The organism is Streptomyces sp. NPDC028711, from assembly GCF_055565415.1.
In genome coordinates this window covers 412,846-431,682 of sequence record NZ_JBVHUJ010000004.1, presented here as the reverse complement: position 1 = coordinate 431,682, position 18,837 = coordinate 412,846, and the positions used below count along the sequence as shown (strand labels likewise).

The 18,837-nt window shown below is 73.6% G+C and carries 19 protein-coding genes and 1 riboswitch; of the genes, 9 read left to right on the top strand and 10 right to left on the bottom strand.

From position 1 onward, the window contains the following. Positions 1-102: 102 nt before the first annotated feature. Both ACZ4VK_RS16490 and ACZ4VK_RS16485 read right to left on the bottom strand, forming a co-directional pair. A complete protein-coding gene (locus ACZ4VK_RS16490) occupies positions 103-1,410 on the bottom strand; it encodes a metallophosphoesterase (protein WP_468352748.1) in 1,308 nt (435 codons plus the stop codon). A 17-nt stretch (positions 1,411-1,427) separates the two neighbouring features. Continuing rightward, on the bottom strand, positions 1,428-1,673 hold the full coding sequence (locus ACZ4VK_RS16485; protein ID WP_468352746.1) for an SCO4848 family membrane protein: 246 nt from the start codon (positions 1,671-1,673) through the stop codon (positions 1,428-1,430). Between the two features lie 109 nt (positions 1,674-1,782). Between ACZ4VK_RS16485 and ACZ4VK_RS16480 the strand changes: the two genes are divergently transcribed. Continuing rightward, on the top strand, positions 1,783-3,054 hold the full coding sequence (locus ACZ4VK_RS16480) for a D-alanyl-D-alanine carboxypeptidase family protein (RefSeq protein WP_468352744.1): 1,272 nt from the start codon (positions 1,783-1,785) through the stop codon (positions 3,052-3,054). Here the strand turns inward: ACZ4VK_RS16480 and ACZ4VK_RS16475 are convergent. Then, positions 2,978-3,889, bottom strand: a complete 912-nt coding sequence (locus ACZ4VK_RS16475) for a YihY/virulence factor BrkB family protein (protein WP_468352742.1) — start codon at positions 3,887-3,889, stop codon at positions 2,978-2,980. The two genes, ACZ4VK_RS16480 and ACZ4VK_RS16475, sit on opposite strands and share 77 nt — an antisense overlap. Positions 3,890-4,077: 188 nt before the next feature. On the opposite strand from ACZ4VK_RS16475, the gene ACZ4VK_RS16470 reads away from it, so the two are divergent. Together ACZ4VK_RS16470 and ACZ4VK_RS16465 are read left to right on the top strand one after the other, a co-directional pair. Further along, the gene (locus ACZ4VK_RS16470) at positions 4,078-5,466 is read left to right on the top strand and encodes an FAD-binding protein (protein ID WP_468352740.1); all 1,389 of its coding nucleotides are present in this window, start codon (positions 4,078-4,080) and stop codon (positions 5,464-5,466) included. Then, complete coding sequence (locus ACZ4VK_RS16465) at positions 5,463-6,218, top strand: decaprenylphospho-beta-D-erythro-pentofuranosid-2-ulose 2-reductase (protein ID WP_468352738.1); 756 nt, start codon at positions 5,463-5,465, stop codon at positions 6,216-6,218. Before ACZ4VK_RS16470 ends, ACZ4VK_RS16465 begins: the two co-directional genes overlap by 4 nt. 35 nt (positions 6,219-6,253) lie before the next feature. Here the strand turns inward: ACZ4VK_RS16465 and ACZ4VK_RS16460 are convergent, their stop codons facing one another. Continuing rightward, positions 6,254-6,850, bottom strand: coding sequence for a 2'-5' RNA ligase family protein (locus ACZ4VK_RS16460; RefSeq protein WP_468352736.1), 597 nt, complete (start codon positions 6,848-6,850; stop codon positions 6,254-6,256). A gap of 203 nt (positions 6,851-7,053) precedes the next feature. After that, the gene (trpS, locus tag ACZ4VK_RS16455) at positions 7,054-8,067 is read right to left on the bottom strand and encodes a tryptophan--tRNA ligase (protein WP_468352734.1); all 1,014 of its coding nucleotides are present in this window, start codon (positions 8,065-8,067) and stop codon (positions 7,054-7,056) included. 56 nt (positions 8,068-8,123) lie between these two features. On the opposite strand from trpS, the gene ACZ4VK_RS16450 reads away from it, so the two are divergent. Together ACZ4VK_RS16450 and ACZ4VK_RS16445 are read left to right on the top strand one after the other, a co-directional pair. Beyond that, positions 8,124-8,720 (top strand): RNA polymerase sigma factor, encoded by a 597-nt coding sequence (locus ACZ4VK_RS16450; protein ID WP_468352732.1) that lies wholly within the window; start codon positions 8,124-8,126, stop codon positions 8,718-8,720. Then, positions 8,713-9,576 (top strand): hypothetical protein, encoded by an 864-nt coding sequence (locus ACZ4VK_RS16445; protein ID WP_468352730.1) that lies wholly within the window; start codon positions 8,713-8,715, stop codon positions 9,574-9,576. Before ACZ4VK_RS16450 ends, ACZ4VK_RS16445 begins: the two co-directional genes overlap by 8 nt. Before the next feature lie 38 nt (positions 9,577-9,614). Here the strand turns inward: ACZ4VK_RS16445 and ACZ4VK_RS16440 are convergent, their stop codons facing one another. Then, a complete protein-coding gene (locus tag ACZ4VK_RS16440; protein WP_468352728.1) occupies positions 9,615-10,892 on the bottom strand; it encodes a serine hydroxymethyltransferase in 1,278 nt (425 codons plus the stop codon). 74 nt (positions 10,893-10,966) lie between these two features. After that, positions 10,967-11,057, bottom strand: a riboswitch (ZMP/ZTP riboswitch). Between the two features lie 122 nt (positions 11,058-11,179). Between ACZ4VK_RS16440 and rocD the strand changes: the two genes are divergently transcribed. After that, complete coding sequence (gene rocD / locus ACZ4VK_RS16435; protein ID WP_468352726.1) at positions 11,180-12,385, top strand: ornithine--oxo-acid transaminase; 1,206 nt, start codon at positions 11,180-11,182, stop codon at positions 12,383-12,385. Between the two features lie 29 nt (positions 12,386-12,414). Here rocD and ACZ4VK_RS16430 read toward each other — a convergent pair whose 3' ends face one another. Both ACZ4VK_RS16430 and ACZ4VK_RS16425 read right to left on the bottom strand, forming a co-directional pair. Then, positions 12,415-13,599 (bottom strand): glutathionylspermidine synthase family protein, encoded by a 1,185-nt coding sequence (locus ACZ4VK_RS16430; RefSeq protein WP_468352724.1) that lies wholly within the window; start codon positions 13,597-13,599, stop codon positions 12,415-12,417. A gap of 13 nt (positions 13,600-13,612) precedes the next feature. Next, the gene (locus ACZ4VK_RS16425) at positions 13,613-13,909 is read right to left on the bottom strand and encodes a hypothetical protein (RefSeq protein WP_468352722.1); all 297 of its coding nucleotides are present in this window, start codon (positions 13,907-13,909) and stop codon (positions 13,613-13,615) included. Between the two features lie 141 nt (positions 13,910-14,050). Here ACZ4VK_RS16425 and ACZ4VK_RS16420 point away from each other — a divergent pair, with 141 nt between their 5' ends. Beyond that, positions 14,051-14,923, top strand: coding sequence for a hypothetical protein (locus tag ACZ4VK_RS16420; protein WP_468353295.1), 873 nt, complete (start codon positions 14,051-14,053; stop codon positions 14,921-14,923). Between the two features lie 19 nt (positions 14,924-14,942). Here the strand turns inward: ACZ4VK_RS16420 and pdxR are convergent, their stop codons facing one another. Then, a complete protein-coding gene (gene pdxR / locus ACZ4VK_RS16415) occupies positions 14,943-16,364 on the bottom strand; it encodes a MocR-like pyridoxine biosynthesis transcription factor PdxR (RefSeq protein ID WP_468352720.1) in 1,422 nt (473 codons plus the stop codon). Between the two features lie 46 nt (positions 16,365-16,410). On the opposite strand from pdxR, the gene ACZ4VK_RS16410 reads away from it, so the two are divergent. Continuing rightward, positions 16,411-16,926 carry a carboxymuconolactone decarboxylase family protein gene (locus tag ACZ4VK_RS16410; protein ID WP_468352718.1) on the top strand — a complete coding sequence of 172 codons (516 nt, stop codon included), beginning with the start codon at positions 16,411-16,413 and terminating at the stop codon, positions 16,924-16,926. Beyond that, positions 16,923-17,669 (top strand): isocitrate lyase/PEP mutase family protein, encoded by a 747-nt coding sequence (locus ACZ4VK_RS16405; RefSeq protein WP_468352716.1) that lies wholly within the window; start codon positions 16,923-16,925, stop codon positions 17,667-17,669. The genes ACZ4VK_RS16410 and ACZ4VK_RS16405 overlap by 4 nt, the downstream gene beginning before the upstream one ends. A gap of 112 nt (positions 17,670-17,781) precedes the next feature. On the opposite strand, the gene ACZ4VK_RS16400 is transcribed toward ACZ4VK_RS16405, so the two are convergent. Next, a complete protein-coding gene (locus tag ACZ4VK_RS16400; RefSeq protein WP_468352714.1) occupies positions 17,782-18,837 on the bottom strand; it encodes a hypothetical protein in 1,056 nt (351 codons plus the stop codon).

Sequence of the window (18,837 nt, the reverse complement as noted above, 5' to 3'; positions counted from 1 at the left end):
GGAAGAGAAAACCTTCACAGGGTAGCCATATGTCCGGGAAATGCGGATTCAAGCCGATGAGCGGTACGTATCGGTCTCCCGGCAGGGAGTGACCTGCCCCGATCAGGCCTGCTTCGAGGCGAGTTGGACGACGGTGATGTCGGAGGGCGCCCCGACCCGCACCGGCGGCCCCCACGCGCCCGCGCCCCGGGAGACGTACAGCTGGGTGTCGCCGTACCGTTCGAGCCCGGCGACCGTCGGATTCGCCAGCTCGGCGAGGTAGTTGCCCGGCCAGAGCTGGCCGCCGTGGGTGTGTCCGGAGAGCTGGAGGTCCACCCCGTGACGTACGGCGTCGTGGACGACGATCGGCTGGTGCGCGAGGAGCACCGCGGCGCGCGCCCGGTCACGGTCGCCGAGGGCCCGTGCGAAGTCAGGGCCCTGGCCCTCGCTCTCCCCCGCGACGTCGTCGACGCCGGCGAGGTCGAAGCCGGCCGCGATCTCCAGGCGCTCGTTGCGCAGCGGACGCAGGCCGAGGTCGCGGACGTGGTCGACCCAGGCGTCGGCGCCCGAGAAGTACTCGTGGTTGCCGGTCACGAAGAACGAGCCGTGCCGGGCGCGGAGCCGGGCGAGCGGCTCGGCGGCGGAGCCGAGGTTCTCCACGGTGCCGTCGACGAGGTCGCCGACGACCGCGATCAGATCGGGCTGGGTGGAGTTGATCGCGTCCACGATGCGCTGGGTGTGGGCGCGGCCCAGGATCGGCCCGAGGTGGATGTCGGACACGACGGCGATCCGGTAACCGTGCGCGGCGCGCGGCACCTTGGCGAGCGGGACGGTGACCCGCTTGATCCGGGGGCCGCGCAGCACGCCGTACGTGCCGTAGCCCACGGTCCCGACGGCGGCGGCGGCAGCGGCGCCGCCGACGACCCGGGAGACGAAGAGCCGGCGGGAGACCTCGGCGGGGGTGACGGCGTCGGGCGCCTCCGCGGCCACTGGGGCGGCCGGTGCCTGCGGCTCCCCGGGCGCGGCCGGGTCGGCCGGTCCGGCGGGCACGGGCTCCCGCACCGGTACGGGTACGGGTGCGGCGGCCGTCGCCGGCACCGCGACCGTCGCGTCGCGGCGGGCGAGCCAGGCGCGCAGGGCGGGACGGACGGCCTCGCCGACGACCAGGGCGAGCGTCACGTACAGGAGCAGGGCGAGCCACAGGAAGCCGGGCCAGGCGACCACCTGCTGGAGCGCGAAGGGGGCTCCGGCGCGCGAGGAGCCGAGGGCCGCGAACGAGAGCAGGGGCAGCACCACGACGGCTGCCGTGCCCAGGCGGCGCGGCAGGCTCCCGCGCGTCGTGACATCGCGCACGAGGCGCCGCCACACGTACCAGTGGACCGCGCCGAGCAGCGCGAGGACCACGATCAGGACCAGCAGAAAGACGACCACGCCCCGGAACCCCTCTTCTAACCGTTCGCGCGGCGCGCGGCACGCACCCCACGCAACCCGAGCACTCCGATCACCGTCCCCAGGACAAAGGACGTGACGGCAAGCAGCAGATGAACCCAGAAGTAGGCCGTCGGGTCGCCCGCGTCGTCGAAGGCGAGGCCGCTCCCGTCGTTCCAGAGGTTCTTGACGAAAGTGACCCAGATGAACCAGCTCCACACCCCGAACGCGAGCAGGAACCAGGAGACGCGGCGGCTGAGCTTCATGCCCCCAGTATCACCGCGTGCCTCACCGGCCCCGCGTCCGGGTGGACGAGCGAGGGTGAAGCGCCAGCCGGGGTTCGGATCCTTCGTGCGTACCTGTACGTTCACGACCGTGTCTGCTTCGAAGAAGACCGCTCGGGCGGTCGCCGCTGCCGTGCTCCTGTCGCTCGTCACCACCGTGCCCGCGCATGCGGATCCGAAGGACAAGACGGAGAAGCAGCCCAAGCCCCCGGCTTCGATGTCCTCGCTCGGCGGGCCCCTGCTCGGCGTCCCCGGCACCCAGGTGAAGCTGGGCCCCGGCGCGCCTGTGCTACCGAAGGAGCTCTCCGGCCGCTCCTGGATCGTCGCGGACGCGGAGTCCGGCGACGTCCTCGCCGCGCACAACGCGCACTGGCCCCTCGCCCCGGCCTCCACGCTGAAGATGCTCTTCGCGGACACACTGCTGCCGAAGTTCCCCAAGACGCAGAACCACCTCGTCACCAACGCCGACCTGGCCGGGATAGGAGCGGGCTCCAGCCTCGTCGGCCTCAAGGAGAAGCAGACCTACAGCGTCCACGACCTGTGGCTCGGCGTCTTCCTCCGCTCGGGCAACGACGCCGTGCACGTCCTGACGAACATGAACAACGGCCTCCGCCAGACCGTGAAGGAGATGAACGACCGCGCCGCCGAGCTCCAGGCGCTCGACACCCGCGTGGTCACCCCGGACGGTTACGACGCCCCCGGCCAGGTCTCCTCCGCGTACGACCTGACACTCATCGCCCGCAGCGGCATGCAGAACGCGGACTTCCGCGCGTACGCCGCCACGCCCCGGGCCGTGTTCCCCGGCGAGCTGAAGCCGGGCGGCAAGAAGCGCGAGTCCTTCGAGATCCAGAACACCAACCGGCTTCTCACCGGTGACTTCGGCGTCGCCCCGTACCAGGGCATCGCCGGGGTCAAGAACGGCAACACCACGCACGCGGGTGCCACCTTCACGGGAGTCGCGGAGCGGAACGGCAAGGTGCTGCTCGTGACCGTGATGAACCCGTCGTCGAAGGAGCAGCACGCGGTCTACCGCGAGACCGCCCGGCTGCTCGACTGGGGCTTCGCCGCCGCGGGGAAGGTGACCCCGGTCGGCGAGCTGGTGCCGCCGCGCTCCGCCCGTACGGGGACCACCGCCCCCGTCGACGGTTCGGCTCCCGCTCCGCCCGGGAAGACCGCCCCGGCCGACACCGTCCAGGCGGCCGCCACGGAGAGGTCCGGCGGCATCGGGATCGCGCTCGCCGTGGCGGGCGGAGCGCTCCTGCTCCTCGCCTGTGCCGTCTTCCTGGTCAACCGGCGCTGGCCGCTGACCGCGTCGGCGGTGCGTCGTCGCCGCTCGCCGCAGGATCCCGACGTGAATCCGTAGCGGTCCAGGCGGCGCAGAACAGCAGCAGCTTCGCGGTGAGGTTGATCCAGAGCAGCAGGGCGACCGGGACGCCGAACGCCCCGTACATCGACTTCGCCGCGACGCCCCGCATATAGCCGCCGAGCAGCAGCTTGAGCAGCTCGAAGCCGACCGCCCCCGTCAGCGCCGCCACGACGAGCGCGCGGCGGGGCGGCTGCACGCCGGGCAGCAGCGTGAGCACGTACAGCAGGATCAGGAAGTCGGCGACGACGGCGACGAGGACGGCCGCTCCCTGGAGGAGGATGCCGCCCGCCCCGCCGCCGGAGACACCGAGCCGGTCGGCGCTCCAGCCGACGGCGGTGGAGCCGAGCCAGGACGCGGCGAGCGAGGCGAGCGCGACACCGCCGAGGCCGACGAGGACGAGCGCGTCCTTGCCCTTGAGCACGAACGGATTGCCCTCGTCCACGTCGTCGAGCTTCCACACCGCGCGCAGGCAGTCCCGCATGGAGCCGACCCAGCCGATGCCGGTGACGAGCAGGAGGGCGCCGGCGACGAGCCCGACGGTGCCGGCGTTGGCGACCAGGCTCCCGATGTCGAGCTGGTCGGAGATCCCGGGGACCTGGTCGCCGATCTTCTCCTCGATCCGGCCGAGCTGCTCGTCGGAGAGGAGGGCGGCGCCGATCGCGGCGGCCACGGTGATCAGCGGGAAGAGGGCCAGGAAGGAGAGGAACGTGATCGCGGCGGCGAGCCGGCTCCAGTGGACCTCGTCGAGGGTCTCGTACGCGCGCCAGGCATGGGTCTTCATGAGGCGGGCGACCCAGGGGCCGATGACGGGGAGCTTGGTCAGCCAGTCCATGCGGTACCCCTACCCTCGATGCCGGTCCGTGCCGTACCCGTGCCCTCGATGCCGGTCCATGCGACATCCCTACCCCCGATCCGCGCGCTGGTCAGGGGCGCTTGCCTGAAAGTCCGCTCATCACCCATTTCGACGAACCGCCACGCAATACCGGCATAAGGCACAGAGGCGGCTATACGGTCACCTCCATGGCTGTCGAGACCCACGTCCTTGACGACGACTGCGTGACGCTCAGCGGCTGGGGGCGCACCGCCCCGACCCTCGCGCGCGTGTACCGGCCGCGCGGTCACGCCGAGGCGGCCGACGCCGTCCGCGCATGCGGTCCCCGCGGGGTGATCGCCCGCGGCCTCGGCCGCGCCCACGGGGACGCCGCACAGAACGCCGGCGGCACCGTCCTCGACATGACCGGCCTCGACCGGATCCTCGCCGTCGACACCACCGCCGGTCTCGTCGACTGCGAGGCGGGAGTCACCCTGCACCGGCTGACGGAGGCGCTGCTGCCGCTCGGCTGGTTCGTCCCGGTCACCCCCGGGACCCGGTACGCCACCGTCGGCGGCGCCCTCGCCGCCGACGCGCACGGCGCGAACCAGCACGTCTCCGGCTCCTTCGGCCGGCACGTGACCGCGCTCCGGCTCCTCACCGCCGACGGCGGGATCAGGACCGTACTGCCGGGCACCCCGCTCTTCGACGCCACCACCGGCGGCCTCGGCCTGACCGGCGTGATCCTCTCCGCCACCGTGCGGCTGCTGCCCGTCGAGACCTCCCTCGTGACCGTGGACACCGAACGGGCCCGCGACCTCGACGACCTGATGGACCGGCTCACCGCCGGCGACCACCGATACCGGTACTCGATCGCCCGGATCGACCTGCTCGCCCGGGGCGCCGCCACCGGCCGCGCCGTCCTCAGCCGCGGCGACCACACGCCGTACGACGCGCTGCCCCGCCGCCACCGGGCCCGCCGCGCGCCGCTCGCCTTCCGGCCGGCCCGGCTGCCCGCCCCGCCGCCGTACGTCCCCGGCGGGCTGCTCGGCCGTACCGGCGTCGGACTCCTCAACGAGCTCCGGTACCGCGCGGCCGCCCGCGAGAGCACCGGCCGCCTCCGGCCGCTCGACGGCTTCCTCCACCCCCTCGACGGCATCCCGCACTGGAACCGGCTCTACGGACGCGCGGGCTTCGTCCCGTACCGGTTCGTCGTCCCGTACGGGCAGGAGGAGGTCCTGCGCCGGGTGGTGCGGCGAATCGTGGACCGCGGCCTGCCCGCCTTCCCCGCCACCCTCCGGCGCCTCGGCGCGGGCGGCCCCGGCCCGCTCTCCTTCGCGCTGCCCGGCTGGACCCTCGCCCTCGGCCTGCCGACCGGCCTGCCCGGTCTCGGGGCCTTCCTCGACACGCTCGACGAGGAGGTCGCGGGCGCGGGCGGCCGGGTCTGTCTCGCCGAGGACTCCCGCGTACGGCCGGAGACGCTGACCGCGATGTACCCGCGGCTCGACGAGTTCCGGGCGCTGCGCGCCGCACTCGACCCCCGGTCCCTCTTCGCCTCGGACCTCTCCCGCCGCCTCGGACTCCAGGAGCCCTCATGAAGGACGCGTTCGGCGCCCCGCAGTCCCTGCTCGTCCTCGGCGGCACCTCCGAGATCGGGCTCGCCACCGCCCGCCGGCTCATCGCACGGCGCACCCGTACCGTCTGGCTCGCCGGACGGCCCTCCCCTGCCCTCGCCGCCGCCGCCGACTCGCTGCGCGCGCTCGGCGCGGACGTGCGGACGGTCCCCTTCGACGCGCTCGACACCGAGTCCCACGAGGAACGGCTCGGCAAGATCTTCACCGAGGGGGACATCGACATGGTCCTCCTCGCCTTCGGGGTCCTCGGCGACCAGGCCCGCGACGAGTCCGACCCGGTCGCCGCCGTGCGCGTCGCCCAGACCAACTACACCGGGGCCGTCTCCGCCGGCCTCGTGTGCGCGGGCGCGCTCCAGGCGCAGGGGCACGGCTCGCTCGTGGTGCTCTCCTCGGTGGCGGGCGAACGGGCCCGCCGCGCCGACTTCATCTACGGCTCCTCGAAGGCCGGGCTCGACGCCTTCGCGCAGGGCCTCGGGGACGCGCTGCACGGCACCGGCGTGCACGTCATGGTCGTGCGGCCCGGATTCGTGCGCTCGAAGATGACGGCGGGGCTCGCGGAGGCACCGCTCGCGACCACACCGGAGGCGGTCGCGAGCGCGGTCGAGCTGGGGCTGCGGCGCCGCTCGGAGACGGTGTGGGTGCCGGGGTCGCTGCGGCTGGTGATGGCGGCGGTACGGCATGCGCCCAGACCGCTGTTCCGGCGGCTGCCGGTGTGAGGGCGTGAGGCCGGTGAGCCTCACCTCGGCGTGTCTCAGCCGGTCGGGGTGGCCGTCGGCGCGTCGACCGGGCTGCCGCCCTGAGCCGGGACGGCCGCGATCGGGCGGCCGCTGCCGAACTCGTAGTCGTACAGCTTCCGCCACACCCCGTCCGCGCCCTGCTCGTACAGCGCGAAGGAGCGGCAGTTCCAGGCCGCCTCGTACCCGGCGAGCTCCTCGAACGCGCGGTCCATCCCCTCCTCGGAGATGCCGTGCGCCACGGTGACGTGCGGGTGGTACGGGAACTGGAGCTCGCGCACCAGCGGCCCGTTCTCGTCCCGGATCAGGCTCTGGAGCCGGTGGCAGCGGGAGACGCCGTCCCGCACCTTCACATAGACGACAGGGGAGAGCGGCCGGAAGGTCCCGGTGCCCTTGAGGCGCATCCGGAAACGCTGGTGACCGGCGGCGACGCCGGCGAGGTGCGCCTGGATCTCCGGCAGCCGCTCCTCCGGGACCTCGGTCGGCGGGACGAGCGTCACGTGCGTGGGGATGCCGTACGCGGCAGGGTCCCCGAAGCCGGCGCGCCGCTCCTGGAGCAGGCTGCCGTAAGGCTCCGGGACCGCGATCGAAACGCCGAGCGTTACGGTCCCCACGTCGTTCTCCTCCGTCGTCCGTCGTCGTGTGTGCGGTGGCTCAGCCGCCAGTGTGCGGCCTGTACCACCCTGGTGGCCAGGGTCCTCCGTCCCGGTGGCGGAGGACCGGAGGCCTCGTGCTCCGGCAGGCGGAGGCCTCGTGCTCCGGGCGGAGGCCGCGTGCTCCGGCGGGTCGAGGCCGCGTGCTCCGGCGGGCGGGGGCCTCAGTGCTTGGCGGGCAGGAAGCCGATCCGCTCGTACGTCCGCGCCAGCGTCTCCGCGGCGACCGCGCGGGCCTTCTCCGCTCCCTTGGCCAGGACAGAGTCCAGCGTCTCCGGGTCGTCCAGGTATTCCTGGGTGCGGGCCCGGAAGGGAGTGACGAAGTCCACCATGACCTCGGCGAGGTCCGTCTTCAGCGCGCCGTACATCTTGCCCTCGTAGCTCTTCTCCAGGTCCGCGACGGACGTGGAGGTGAGCGTGGACATGATCGTGAGCAGGTTGGAGACGCCCGCCTTGTTCTCCGGGTCGAAGCGGATCACCGTGTCGGTGTCGGTGACGGCGCTCTTGACCTTCTTCGCGGTGACCTTCGGGTCGTCCAGGAGGTTGATGAGCCCCTTCGGCGTGGACGCCGACTTGCTCATCTTGACCGCGGGGTCCTGGAGGTCGAAGATCTTCGCCGTCTCCTTCAGGATGTACGGCTTGGGGATCGTGAAGGTGTCGCCGAAGCGGCCGTTGAAGCGCTCCGCGAGGTCACGGGTCAGCTCGATGTGCTGGCGCTGGTCCTCGCCGACCGGGACCTCGTTGGCCTGGTAGAGCAGGATGTCCGCGACCTGGAGGATCGGGTACGTGAAGAGGCCCACGGTGGCGCGGTCGGCGCCCTGCTTCGCGGACTTGTCCTTGAACTGGGTCATACGGGAGGCCTCGCCGAAACCGGTGAGGCAGTTCATGACCCAACCGAGCTGCGCGTGCTCGGGGACGTGGCTCTGGACGAAGAGGGTGCAGCGGTCCGGGTCGAGACCGGCCGCGAGCAGCTGCGCGGCGGCGAGCCGGGTGTTGGCACGCAGCTCGGCCGGGTCCTGCGGGACCGTGATCGCGTGCAGGTCGACGACCATGTAGAAGGCGTCGTGGGTCTCCTGCAGGGCGACCCACTGGCGGACGGCGCCGAGGTAGTTGCCGAGGTGGAACGAGCCTGCGGTGGGCTGGATTCCGGAGAGCACACGGGGACTGTCAGAGGCCATGCACATCATTCTCTCAGGTGTGGGAACCGATCCCGGACTGCCGGTGTATCAAGAGTGTGAGGACACGGGAGGGGGGCCTGGTCGAGGACGAGGCCGTGGTGATCGCACGTGTGCGCGCCGGAGAGCCGGAGGCGTACGCGGAGCTGGTCCGCGCGCACACGGCGGTCGCCCTGAGGGCGGCGGTGGCGTGCGGCGCGGGCGCGGAGGCCGAGGATGTGGTGCAGCAGGCCTTCTTCAAGGCGTACCGCTCGCTCGGACGGTTCCAGGAGGGCGCGGCGTTCCGGCCGTGGCTGCTGCGGATCGTCGTCAATGAGACCAGGAACACAGTGCGCTCGGCGGGTCGGCAGCGGGCCGTCGCCGACCGCGAGGCGGACCTGCTCGGCGGTGAGCCGCTGATACCGGAGTCGGCGGATCCGGCGGTCGCGGCCGAGGGCCGGGAGCGGAGCCGGCGACTGTGGGAGGCCCTCGACGGTCTCGCCGACGAGCACCGGCTGGTGGTGATCCACCGCTATCTGCTCGAACTGGACGAGACGGAGACGGCCCTGGCCCTCGGCTGGCCGAAGGGGACGGTGAAGTCCCGGCTGAGCCGGGCGCTGAAGAAGCTGGGGCTCGTGTTGAAGGACGGCCGGGAAGGAGGTGAGGGGCATGGCTGACGAGCGTCTGCCGGACGAACTGAGGGAGCTGGGACGGCGGCTGCGGGTGCCGGACGTGGACGGGGAGACCATGGCCGAGCGGGTGCTCGCGCAGCTCCTCGCCGAGCGGGTCCCGACGCCGGTTCCGGGGTCCGCGCCGGAGGCCTCGCCCGAGGCCGTGCCGGTGTCCGCGCCGGATCGGACACCGGTGTCCTCGCCCGGCCGGCGCCGGTGGTGGGGATCGGTGCGGGCGTGGGCGCGCGAGCGGTGGCGGGCGCTGGTGGCGGGCCTGACCGGGGTGCTGATCGTCCTGGTGCTCACCCCGCCGGTGCGGGCGGCGGTGGCGGACTGGCTCGGCTTCGGCGGGGTCACCGTGCGGTACGACCCGGACGGGCGCGGTGTCCCGGCCGGGGGCGCGGTGCCGGGCTGCCCTGAGCCGGTGCCCCTGGCGGAGGCCGGGCGCAGGGCGGGCTTCGAGCCGCTGATACCGGAGGCGCTCGGCGCGCCGGACGCCGTCGCGGTGACGGGGTCGGCCGAGCGGGGCCGGGCGGTGATCAGCCTGTGCTGGCGGGACGGGGAGCGGACGGTCCGGCTCGACGAGTTCCCGGCCCGCCTGGACATCGGTTTCGCCAAGCAGGTCAGGACGCAGCCGGAGTGGGTGGACCTGCCGGACGGCGCGCAGGGCTACTGGTTCGCGGCTCCGCATCTGCTGACGTTCCCGATGACCGACGGGGCGGGCGCGGCGTGGACCCACGAGCTCCGGACGGCGGGCCCCACGCTCCTCTGGACGAGGAGCGGGGGCGCGCTCACCTTCCGCCTCGAAGGCATACCGGACCGCGAGGAGGCCCGCCGGACGGCGGAGTCGACGGGCGGATAGCCCCGGGTCCTCCGGTCCGGTCCGTGGGGTGGGGGTGATCAGACGGGGAGGCCCGGGGCCGGGTGCGCGGCCATCAGGTCGGCGACCTGGGCGCGGACGGTACGGAGGGTGTCCTCGTCGCCCTTGCCGGCCGCCGTGACGCCGCGGTCGATCCAGTCGGCGACCTGGGCCATGTGGTCGGTGGTGAGGCCGCGGGAGGTGAGGGAGGGGGTGCCGATGCGGATGCCGGAGGGGTCGAAGGGCTTCCGGGTGTCGTAGGGGACGGTGTTGTAGTTGACGACGATGCCCGCCCGGTCGAGGGCCTTCGCGGCGATCTTGCCCGGGACCTGCTTGGGCGTCAGGTCCATGAGGATCAGGTGGTTGTCGGTGCCGCCGGAGACCAGGTCGAAGCCGCGGGCGAGGAGCGCCTCGGCGAGGGCCTTGGCGTTGGCGACGACGGCGTGGGCGTAGTCGCGGAAGGAGGGCTGGGAGGCCTCGCGGAGGGCGACGGCGATGGCGGCGGTGGTCTGGTTGTGCGGGCCGCCCTGGAGGCCGGGGAAGACGGCCTTGTCGAGCGCCTTGGCGTGCTCCTCGCGGGACATGAGCATGGCGCCGCGCGGGCCGCGCAGGGTCTTGTGGGTGGTCGTGGAGATCACGTCCACGTGCGGGACGGGGGACGGGTGGGCGCCACCGGCGATGAGGCCTGCGATGTGGGCGACGTCGGCGACGAGCACGGCGCCGGCCTCGCGGGCGATCTCGCCGAAGGCGGCGAAGTCGATCGTGCGGGGCAGTGCGGTGCCGCCGCAGAAGATCACCTTCGGCCGCTCCTCGAGGGCCAGTTCGCGGACCTGGTCGAAGTCGACGAGGCCCGTGTCCTGGCGGACGCCGTACTGGACGCCGCGGAACCACCTGCCGGTGGCGGAGACGCCCCAGCCGTGGGTGAGGTGGCCGCCCATCGGCAGCGCCATGCCCATGACGGTGTCGCCGGGTTCGGCGAAGGCGAGGTAGACGGCGAGGTTGGCCGGGGAGCCGGAGTAGGGCTGGACGTTGGCGTGGTCGACGCCGAAGACGGCCTTGGCGCGTTCGACGGCGAGGGTCTCGATCCGGTCGATGTTCTGCTGGCCCTCGTAGTAACGGCGGCCGGGATAGCCCTCGCTGTACTTGTTCTGGAGGACGGTGCCGGAGGCTTCGAGGACGGCGGCGGAGACGTAGTTCTCGCTGGGGATGAGGCGCAGGGTCTCGGCCTGGAGGCGTTCCTCGGCGCCGACGAGGGCGGCGAGCTCGGGGTCGGCGGCGGCGAACGCGGGATGCCGCGGGGCGGGCTGCGGGGTGTTCATGGCGGGTGTCCTCCGGGCGTCGGCGGGTCCCGGGGCACTGCGTGGAAGGCGCGGCGCCACCCGGGACTTCGGTCCCGTGACGCCCAGGCGGGCGGCGTCTCGTGTGGTCTGCCGCGCACGGCTCCCCCGGGGTCGCTTCCCCGTACGCCAGTCGCCGTGCGTGATTTCAGAGTAGCGGGCGCGCCGCGAGCGAGGTTTCCCGGTCCGGCATCCGAGCGACGATAGAAACAGGGGCCACACCCCTTCGGCGGGTCCATCCCGCGAGCCGCAGGACGAACGGAGATCCCGTGTCGAGCACACAAGACGCGATCGCTTCGGCGGAGGCGCACAGCGCTCACAACTACCACCCCCTGCCGGTCGTCGTCGCTTCGGCGGACGGCGCCTGGATGACCGATGTCGAGGGGCGCCGCTATCTCGACATGCTCGCCGGATACTCGGCGCTCAACTTCGGGCACGGCAACCGGCGTCTGATCGACGCGGCGAAGGCCCAGCTGGAGCGGGTGACACTGACCTCGCGCGCGTTCCACCACGACCGGTTCGCCGCGTTCTGCTCGCAGCTCGCCGAGCTGTGCGGCAAGGAGGCGGTGCTGCCGATGAACACGGGCGCGGAGGCGGTCGAGACGGCCGTGAAGACCGCCCGGAAGTGGGGGTACGAGGTGAAGGGCGTGCCGGACGGGCACGCGAAGATCGTGGTCGCGGCGAACAACTTCCACGGCAGGACGACGACGATCGTCAGCTTCTCCACGGACCACGAGGCCCGGGACCACTACGGCCCGTACACGCCGGGGTTCGAGATCGTGCCGTACGGGGACCTGACGGCCATGGAGGCGGCGGTCACCGAGAACACGGTGGCCGTGCTGATCGAACCGATCCAGGGCGAGGCGGGGGTCCTGGTCCCGCCGGCCGGCTATCTGGCGGGGGTGCGGGAGCTGACGCGCCGGCGGAACGTGCTGTTCGTGGCGGACGAGATCCAGTCGGGTCTCGGCCGGACGGGACGGACGTTCGCGTGCGAGCACGAGGGTGTGGTGCCCGACGTGTACATCCTGGGGAAGGCGCTGGGCGGCGGGGTGGTGCCCGTGTCGGCGGTGGTCGCCGACCGGGACGTGCTCGGGGTGTTCCGGCCGGGTGAGCACGGGTCGACGTTCGGCGGGAACCCGCTGGCGTGCGCGGTGGCCCTCGAGGTGATCGCGATGCTGCGGACGGGCGAGTACCAGGAGCGGGCGGCGGAGCTGGGCGAGCACCTCCACGCGGAGCTGGGTCTCCTCGTGGGCGGCGGCGCGGTGGAGGCGGTGCGCGGGCGTGGCCTGTGGGCCGGCGTCGACGTCACGCCGTCCCGGGGTACGGGCCGGGAGATCTCGGAGAAGCTGATGGAGCGGGGTGTCCTGGTGAAGGACACCCACGGCTCGACGATCCGGATCGCCCCGCCCCTGGTGATCTCCAAGGAGGACCTGGACTGGGGTCTTGAGCAGCTGAGGGGCGTTCTGTCGGACTGACCGGCCCCCACGGGCAGGGGGCGGGACGGTCAGAGGATCACGTGCGGGAGGAAGCGGGCGTACTCGTCGGTGACGAGGCCCGCCGACTCCCGTATCCCGAGCCCCGCCGCCTCGTCCTCGACGACCCACGCGCCGAGCACCACCCGGTTGCCGTCGAAGTCGGGCAGCGGGGCCAGCTCCTGGTAGCAGCAGGGTTCCCCGTCCCGTACGAACGGCTCCGTGCCGGCCTCGTGCAGGGTGACGCCCGCGCCCTCGCGGCCGAGGAGCGGCTTCGCCACCCAGCCGGTGGTCGTGGCGAGGTCGCGCGGGCCGTCGAGGTAGGCGGGGAGCAGGTTGGGGTGGCCGGGGTACAGCTCCCACAGGATCGCGAGGAGCGCCTTGTTGGAGAGGAGCATCTTCCAGGCGGGCTCGATCCAGCAGGTCGTGCCGGTGCCGCCGCCGTTGTCGAGGGTGTCGAGGACGTGCCGGCCGAAGCGGTCGGTGGTCAGCCACTCCCACGGGTACAGCTTGAAGCAGCTGCGGATGAAGCGGAGCCGGTCGTCGACGAAGCGGCGGGAGAGCCGGTCCCAGCCGATCCGTTCGACGGAGAGCGCCTCGGTCTCCAGGCCGGCCTGCTGGGCGGTCTCGCGCAGGTACGCGACCGTCATCAGGTCCTCGCCGAGTTCGTCGCCGTCGGAGTGGACGAAGTGGAGGGGACCCGGCGGCAGCAGGTGCGCCTGTTTCCGCCAGGCGTCGACGAGCCGTTCGTGGAGGGAGTTCCACTGGTCGGCGCCGGGGAACCGTTCCTCCATCCAGAACCACTGCGGGCTGGCGGCCTCCACGAGCGAGGTGGGGGTGTCGGCGTTGTACTCCAGCATCTTCGCCGGGCCCGTACCGTCGTAGTGCAGGTCGAACCGCCCGTAGAGGGAGAGGAGTTCGGCACGGCGGCGCCAGGACTCGGCGACCCGGGCGGCGAGCTTCGGATCGGTGATCCCGAGCTCGGCGAACCGGTCCCGCTCGACGATGTGCGCGGCCGCCGCCAGGCACATGGCGTGCAGCTCCTCGACGACCTCCTCCAGGGCCTCGACCTCGGGCAGGGTGAAGGAGTAGTACGCGCTCTCGTCCCAGTACGGACGGAGCGAGCCGTCCGGGTACCGGGTCAGCGGGTAGACGAGCCCCTGCTCCTCCACCGTCTCCTGCCAGCCGGGGCGGGGGTCGATCGTGTGCCGTTCCATGTGCCGGGCCCTCTCAGCCGCCGCCGGAACCGGAGCAGCCGAAGCCGCCGGTGTCGACGGCGGTCTTGTCGAAGCTGCCGCCGCTCACCCGCTTGTCGCGGACGGAGCCGCCGTAGTAGTACGTGCCCCGGTGGGTCGTGTCGTCGTCGTCATCCCTGCCGCCGCCGCTCTCGCACTCGTAGCGGGGCAGTTCCTCCCGGGTCAGCGGGTCCACGCACCGCTTGTCCGGCTCGGAGCCGCACGCGGTGATCGTCGCCGCGAGCACACCCATCCCGCCGAGCACCACCGTGCTCGACCTCAGCCTGCGCATGTCCGTCGCCTCCCCTTCGCGGTCGCGACCTCCACGGTCACGGCCACGCTCACGCTTGTCGCGTTCACGTCTGTCGCGACCGCACAGTGTAGGCCGGTCATTTCAAGCCGCACCGCCTAGAGTCTTTTCGTGCTCCTCGGGATGGTTTGCGCGCTCGCTTCGTCCGTCTGCTTCGGCGCGGCCTCGGTTCTCCAGGCGATGGCGGCCCGCGCCGCGACACCAGGGACCGGCGGGGGCGTCGACGTCGCGCTGCTGTGGCGGGCAGTGCGGCAGTGGCGGTACGCCGTCGGTCTCGGCCTCGACGGTCTGGGCTTCGTCCTGGAGGTCGTCGCCCTGCGGACGCTGCCCATCTACGCGGTGGGCGCCGCCCTCGCCGCGAGCCTGGCGGTCACGGCGGTCGTCGCGTCACGGTTGCTGCCGGTGCGGCTGAGCCGGGTGGAGTGGTCGGCCGTGGGCGTGGTCTGCGCCGGGCTCGCCCTGCTCGCCCTCGCCTCCGGTGAGGAGGGCCACCGGGACGGCTCGGAGGCGCTGCGGTGGGCGCTGCTCGCGACCGCGTTCGGCGTGCTGCTGCTCGGTGTGGTGGGCGGCCGCCTCGCGGACCGGCCGCGCTCTCTCGTCCTCGGCCTGGGCGCGGGCTTCGGGTTCGGGGTGGTGGAGGTGGCGGTCCGGCTGGTCGACGGTTTCGATCTCACCGATCCGGTCTGGTACGCGCTTCTTGCCGGTGGCGGGGCCGCGTTCCTGCTGCTGACCTCGGCGCTCCAGCGGGGCTCGGTGACCACGGCGACGGCGGGCATGGTGCTCGGCGAGACGATCGGGCCTGCGGTGGTCGGGGTGGTCTGGCTCGGGGACCGTACGCGGGAGGGGCTCGGATGGCTGGCGATCGTCGGCTTCGCCGTCGCCGTGGCGGGCTCCCTGGCCCTGGCGCGTTTCGGCGAGGCACCGGCGGTGGACCCGGCCGGAGACCTGGGCGACGCGGCGGTCACGGAAGCGGGACCGGGGCGCGACGCGCCCTGAGCCCGCCGGAGGACACTCCCTAGGGCAGCACTCGGCAGAGGCTCTGGAGGGCGCCCTGCCAGGCGCTGTCCGGGGGTGTGGCGTAGCCGACGACGAGGCCGTCCAGGGTGGCGGGGACGGTGGGGCGGCGGAACTGGTTGACGCCCTGGACGGCGAGGCCGTGCCAGGCGGCGGACCGCAGGACGGCCTGCTCGGTGCCGGGCGGCAGGGTCAGGACGGCGTGGAGACCGGCGGCGATCCCGCTGACCCGCGTCTCGGGCGAGTGCGCGGCGACCGCCGCCACCAGCTGGTCGCGGCGGCGCCGGTAGCGCAGCCGCATGGCCCGTACGTGCCGGTCGTACGCCCCCGAGCCGAGGAACTCCGCGAACGCCAGCTGGTCCGGCGCGCTGGACGTCCAGTCCACGGCCCCCTTGGCCGCCGCGACCTCGCCGGCCAGGCTCTCCGGCAGCACCATCCACGCGAGCCTCAGCCCGGGGGCGAGGGACTTGCTCGCGGTGCCGAGGTAGACGACCCGCTCGGGATCGAGGCCCTGGAGCGCGCCCACCCGCTGCCGGTCGTAGCGGAACTCCCCGTCGTAGTCGTCCTCCAGGACGACGCCGCCCGAGGCCCGCGCCCAGTCGATGACGGCCGCCCGCCGGTCGGGGGGCAGGGCGCCGCCCAGCGGGAACTGGTGGGCGGCGGTCATGAGAACGGCGCCGACGGGGCCCGGGCCCGGCCCCGCCAGTTCCTCCACCCGGGTGCCGCGTTCGTCGAAGGGCAGGGCCGGGGTGCCGAGTCCCGCCCCGGTCAGGAGACCGGCGTGGAGGCCGAGCCCGTACGACTCGACCGCGACGTCCCGGACGCCCCGGCTCCGCAGCACCTGGCCGATCAGCATCAGCCCGTGCACGAAGCCCGCGCAGACGACGATCCGCTCGGGCCGGGCGTGCACGCCCCGCGCGCGGGCGAGGTACTCGGCGAGGACGGTGCGCAGTTCGATCCGGCCGCGCGGATCCCCGTATCCGAAGGCCTCGTTGGGGGCGGCGGTGAGCGCCCGCCGGTACGCCTTGAGCCACTCGGCGCGCGGGAAGGACGCGAGGTCGGGGGTGCCGGGCTTCAGGTCGTGCGCGGGCGCCGAGGGCCGGGGCAGGGAGAGCGCGGGGGCCGAGGCCCGGGGCGGCCGTACCTCCGTGCGGGGTTCGGCGCGGCGGGCGACGCGGGTGCCGGAGCCCTGGCGGGCCGTCAGCCAGCCCTCGGCGACGAGTTCGGCGTACGCGTCGGCGACGGTGTTCCGGGCCATGCCGAGGTCGGCGGCGAGCGACCGGGAGGACGGAAGCCGCGTGCCCGCCTCCAGGCGCCCGCTGCGCACGGCCTCCCGCAGGGCGTCCATGAGACCGGCACGGAGGCGTGGACCACGGAGTTCCAGATGGAGGTCGGTGCCGAAAGTGGCCCACTCGTTTGCCATGGGAATGGACCATACTCCTGCGCCACCCGGCTCGTACGGTGAGGACATGACCACCGACATCACCCTCACCGAGACCGCCGACCCCACCGCGTACGCCCACGAGCACGCCCCGCGCCTCCCCCTCGCGGAGCGCGTCCCCGAGTTCTACCGCGCGATGCTCCGGCTGGAGGCGGCCGCCGCGAAGGACATCGACCCGACGCTCTACCACCTGATCAAGATCCGGGCCTCCCAGGTCAACCGCTGCGCCTTCTGCCTCGACATGCACACCAAGGACGCCCTCGCGGAGGGCGAGACCGTCGAGCGGATCGTGCAGCTCTCCGCCTGGCAGGAGTCCCGGCACTTCTACACCGAGCGGGAACTCGCGGCCCTCGCGCTGACCGAGTCCGTCACCGTCCTCACCGACGGCTCCGTCCCCGACGAGGTGTACGCCCACGCCGCCGCCCACTTCGACGAGACCGAACTCGCCCGGGTCATCAGCGCGATCGTCGTCATCAACGCCTGGAACCGGATCGCCGTCTCCACCCGCATGACGCCCGGCCACTACACCCCCCGCTCCGCGTGAGCCGGGACGCGAGGGCCGAGGTCCTGCGCGCCCTCCACCGGGACCGGGCGGCCGGCGATCCGCTGGTGCTGCCAGGCCCGTGGGACGCGGTGAGCGCCCGCGCCTTCGAGGCGGCCGGGTTCCCCGCACTCGCCACGCCGAGCGCCGGGGTGGCGGCCTCCCTCGGGTACGAGGACGGGGCGACACCGGCGGCGGAGATGTTCGCCGCCGTGGCCAGGATCGTCCGCGCGGTCTCCGTCCCGGTCACGGCGGACCTGGAGGGCGGCTACGGGCTGCCCGCGGCGGAACTGGTCGAGCGGGTACGGGAGTCGGGCGCCGTCGGCGTGAACCTGGAGGACACCGGCGAGGACCGCGCGCTCAAGGACGCGGAGGCGCACGCCGAGTGGCTGGCGGAGGTACGCGCGGCGGCGGGGCCCGAGCTCTTCGTCAACGCGCGCGTGGACGTGTACATCCGCCGGGCTCCCGACCCGGTGGAGGCCGCGATCGCCCGTGCCCGGCTCTACGCGGCGGCGGGAGCGGACTGCGTCTACCCGATCGCGGCCCCGCCCGCGGACCTCCCGGCCCTGCGGGCGGCCCTCGGCGACCTCCCCCTCAACGCCCTGGCCGGCCCCGGTGATCCGCCCTTCGCGGAACTCGGCCGACTGGGCGCGACCCGGATCACCTTCGGCGACGGACTGCTCCTGAGGGCGCGGGACGACCTGACGGCGTCGGCCGTCGGGCTGAGGGAGGTCGGGGCGCTCTGAGGGCCTGGTGTCCGGCCGGCGTCGGGCGTCCGGTGTCCCGCCGGCGCCGGCTGTCAGGTGCCCGGCCGGCGTCAGACGCCCATCCGGCGTCTCACCGTCCTCCGGCCTCCCGTCAGTGCGCGCCCGGGCGGAAGAACCGCAGGGCCACGCCGAGCACTTCGCGCTGCTTCGGCCACGCGCTCTCCGGTCCTGCGGCCAGGATCGCGTAGTGGTTGCCGTCCGCGGCCGTGAAGGCCCGGTCGACGACCTTGCGGCGGCTGCCGTCGTCCCGGGTGTACACGTACACCAGTTCGGCGGAGTCGGCCGGGGCACCCGCCTCGCCGGTGACCCGTTCGAGGCTGACCTCCTGGTAGCCGGGCTTGTTGGCCCGACCGTCCTCGGAGGCCCCGCGCAGGGCCTCGTACGGCGTCAGGTCGCCCTCGGTGACCACGAAGATCTGGAGCAGGCTCTTGCGGTCCGGCGCGTTGTAGAAGACGCCCTGCTCGGACTCGGTGCGGTCCCAGCCCTCGGGGAACGCGACCGTGAAGCCCTTGAGGTCCTCGGCGGCGCGGTAGCCGGGCGGAGGCACGTCGTCGGTGGGAGAGGCGGACGTGCCGGAGGGAGACGGCGTGACGGAGGCGGGGCCGGTGGTGGTCCCGGTGGGGTCGGTGGTCCCGGTGTTCCCGGTCGGGTCGGTGGTCTCCGGGACCACCGGGACGGAGGCCGGCGGGCCGCCCGCCGCCGGAGGCTGCGCGTCGCCCCTGCCCCAGAGCAGCCAGCCGCCGACGGAGCCCGCCGCGAGGACGGCCACGGCGACTCCGGCCGCGACGGCCGCCCGCGAGCGGGACCGGGCGGCCCGCGGGACGGTGCCGGGCGCGGGGTGCTGCCAGCCGCCCGCCTCCGGCACGTACACGGAGACCTGCGCGGGAGCGCCCGTCGGGGAGTGCTCGGGGACGACCGGGGGGACGTGCGCGGGGACGACCGGCGGGACGCCCGTCGGGGCGGGCTCCGGGGCGCCGTCCGGCGCGTACTCCGCGTACCCCGGCGCGTACTCCGGCGGTGGCGGCGGCAGGGGTACGACGGGGCCGCCCCCCGCTCCCCTCGGCGGTCCAGGAACCGCCCCGCCGCTCTCCCAGCTCTGCGTCTCGTCGTTCCAGCGGGTCTCGCCGCCGCCCCCGTGACCGCTCAT

Coding starts and splice junctions, on each gene's coding strand:
- ACZ4VK_RS16485 (WP_468352746.1), bottom strand. CDS start 1,673: ATGAAGCTCAGCCGCCGCGTCTCCTGGTTCCTGCTCGCGTTCGGGGTG.
- ACZ4VK_RS16475 (WP_468352742.1), bottom strand. CDS start 3,889: ATGGACTGGCTGACCAAGCTCCCCGTCATCGGCCCCTGGGTCGCCCGC.
- ACZ4VK_RS16470 (WP_468352740.1), top strand. CDS start 4,078: ATGGCTGTCGAGACCCACGTCCTTGACGACGACTGCGTGACGCTCAGC.
- ACZ4VK_RS16465 (WP_468352738.1), top strand. CDS start 5,463: ATGAAGGACGCGTTCGGCGCCCCGCAGTCCCTGCTCGTCCTCGGCGGC.
- trpS (WP_468352734.1), bottom strand. CDS start 8,067: ATGGCCTCTGACAGTCCCCGTGTGCTCTCCGGAATCCAGCCCACCGCA.
- ACZ4VK_RS16445 (WP_468352730.1), top strand. CDS start 8,713: ATGGCTGACGAGCGTCTGCCGGACGAACTGAGGGAGCTGGGACGGCGG.
- ACZ4VK_RS16440 (WP_468352728.1), bottom strand. CDS start 10,892: ATGAACACCCCGCAGCCCGCCCCGCGGCATCCCGCGTTCGCCGCCGCC.
- ACZ4VK_RS16430 (WP_468352724.1), bottom strand. CDS start 13,599: ATGGAACGGCACACGATCGACCCCCGCCCCGGCTGGCAGGAGACGGTG.
- ACZ4VK_RS16425 (WP_468352722.1), bottom strand. CDS start 13,909: ATGCGCAGGCTGAGGTCGAGCACGGTGGTGCTCGGCGGGATGGGTGTG.
- ACZ4VK_RS16420 (WP_468353295.1), top strand. CDS start 14,051: ATGGTTTGCGCGCTCGCTTCGTCCGTCTGCTTCGGCGCGGCCTCGGTT.
- pdxR (WP_468352720.1), bottom strand. CDS start 16,364: ATGGCAAACGAGTGGGCCACTTTCGGCACCGACCTCCATCTGGAACTC.
- ACZ4VK_RS16410 (WP_468352718.1), top strand. CDS start 16,411: ATGACCACCGACATCACCCTCACCGAGACCGCCGACCCCACCGCGTAC.
- ACZ4VK_RS16400 (WP_468352714.1), bottom strand. CDS start 18,837: ATGAGCGGTCACGGGGGCGGCGGCGAGACCCGCTGGAACGACGAGACG.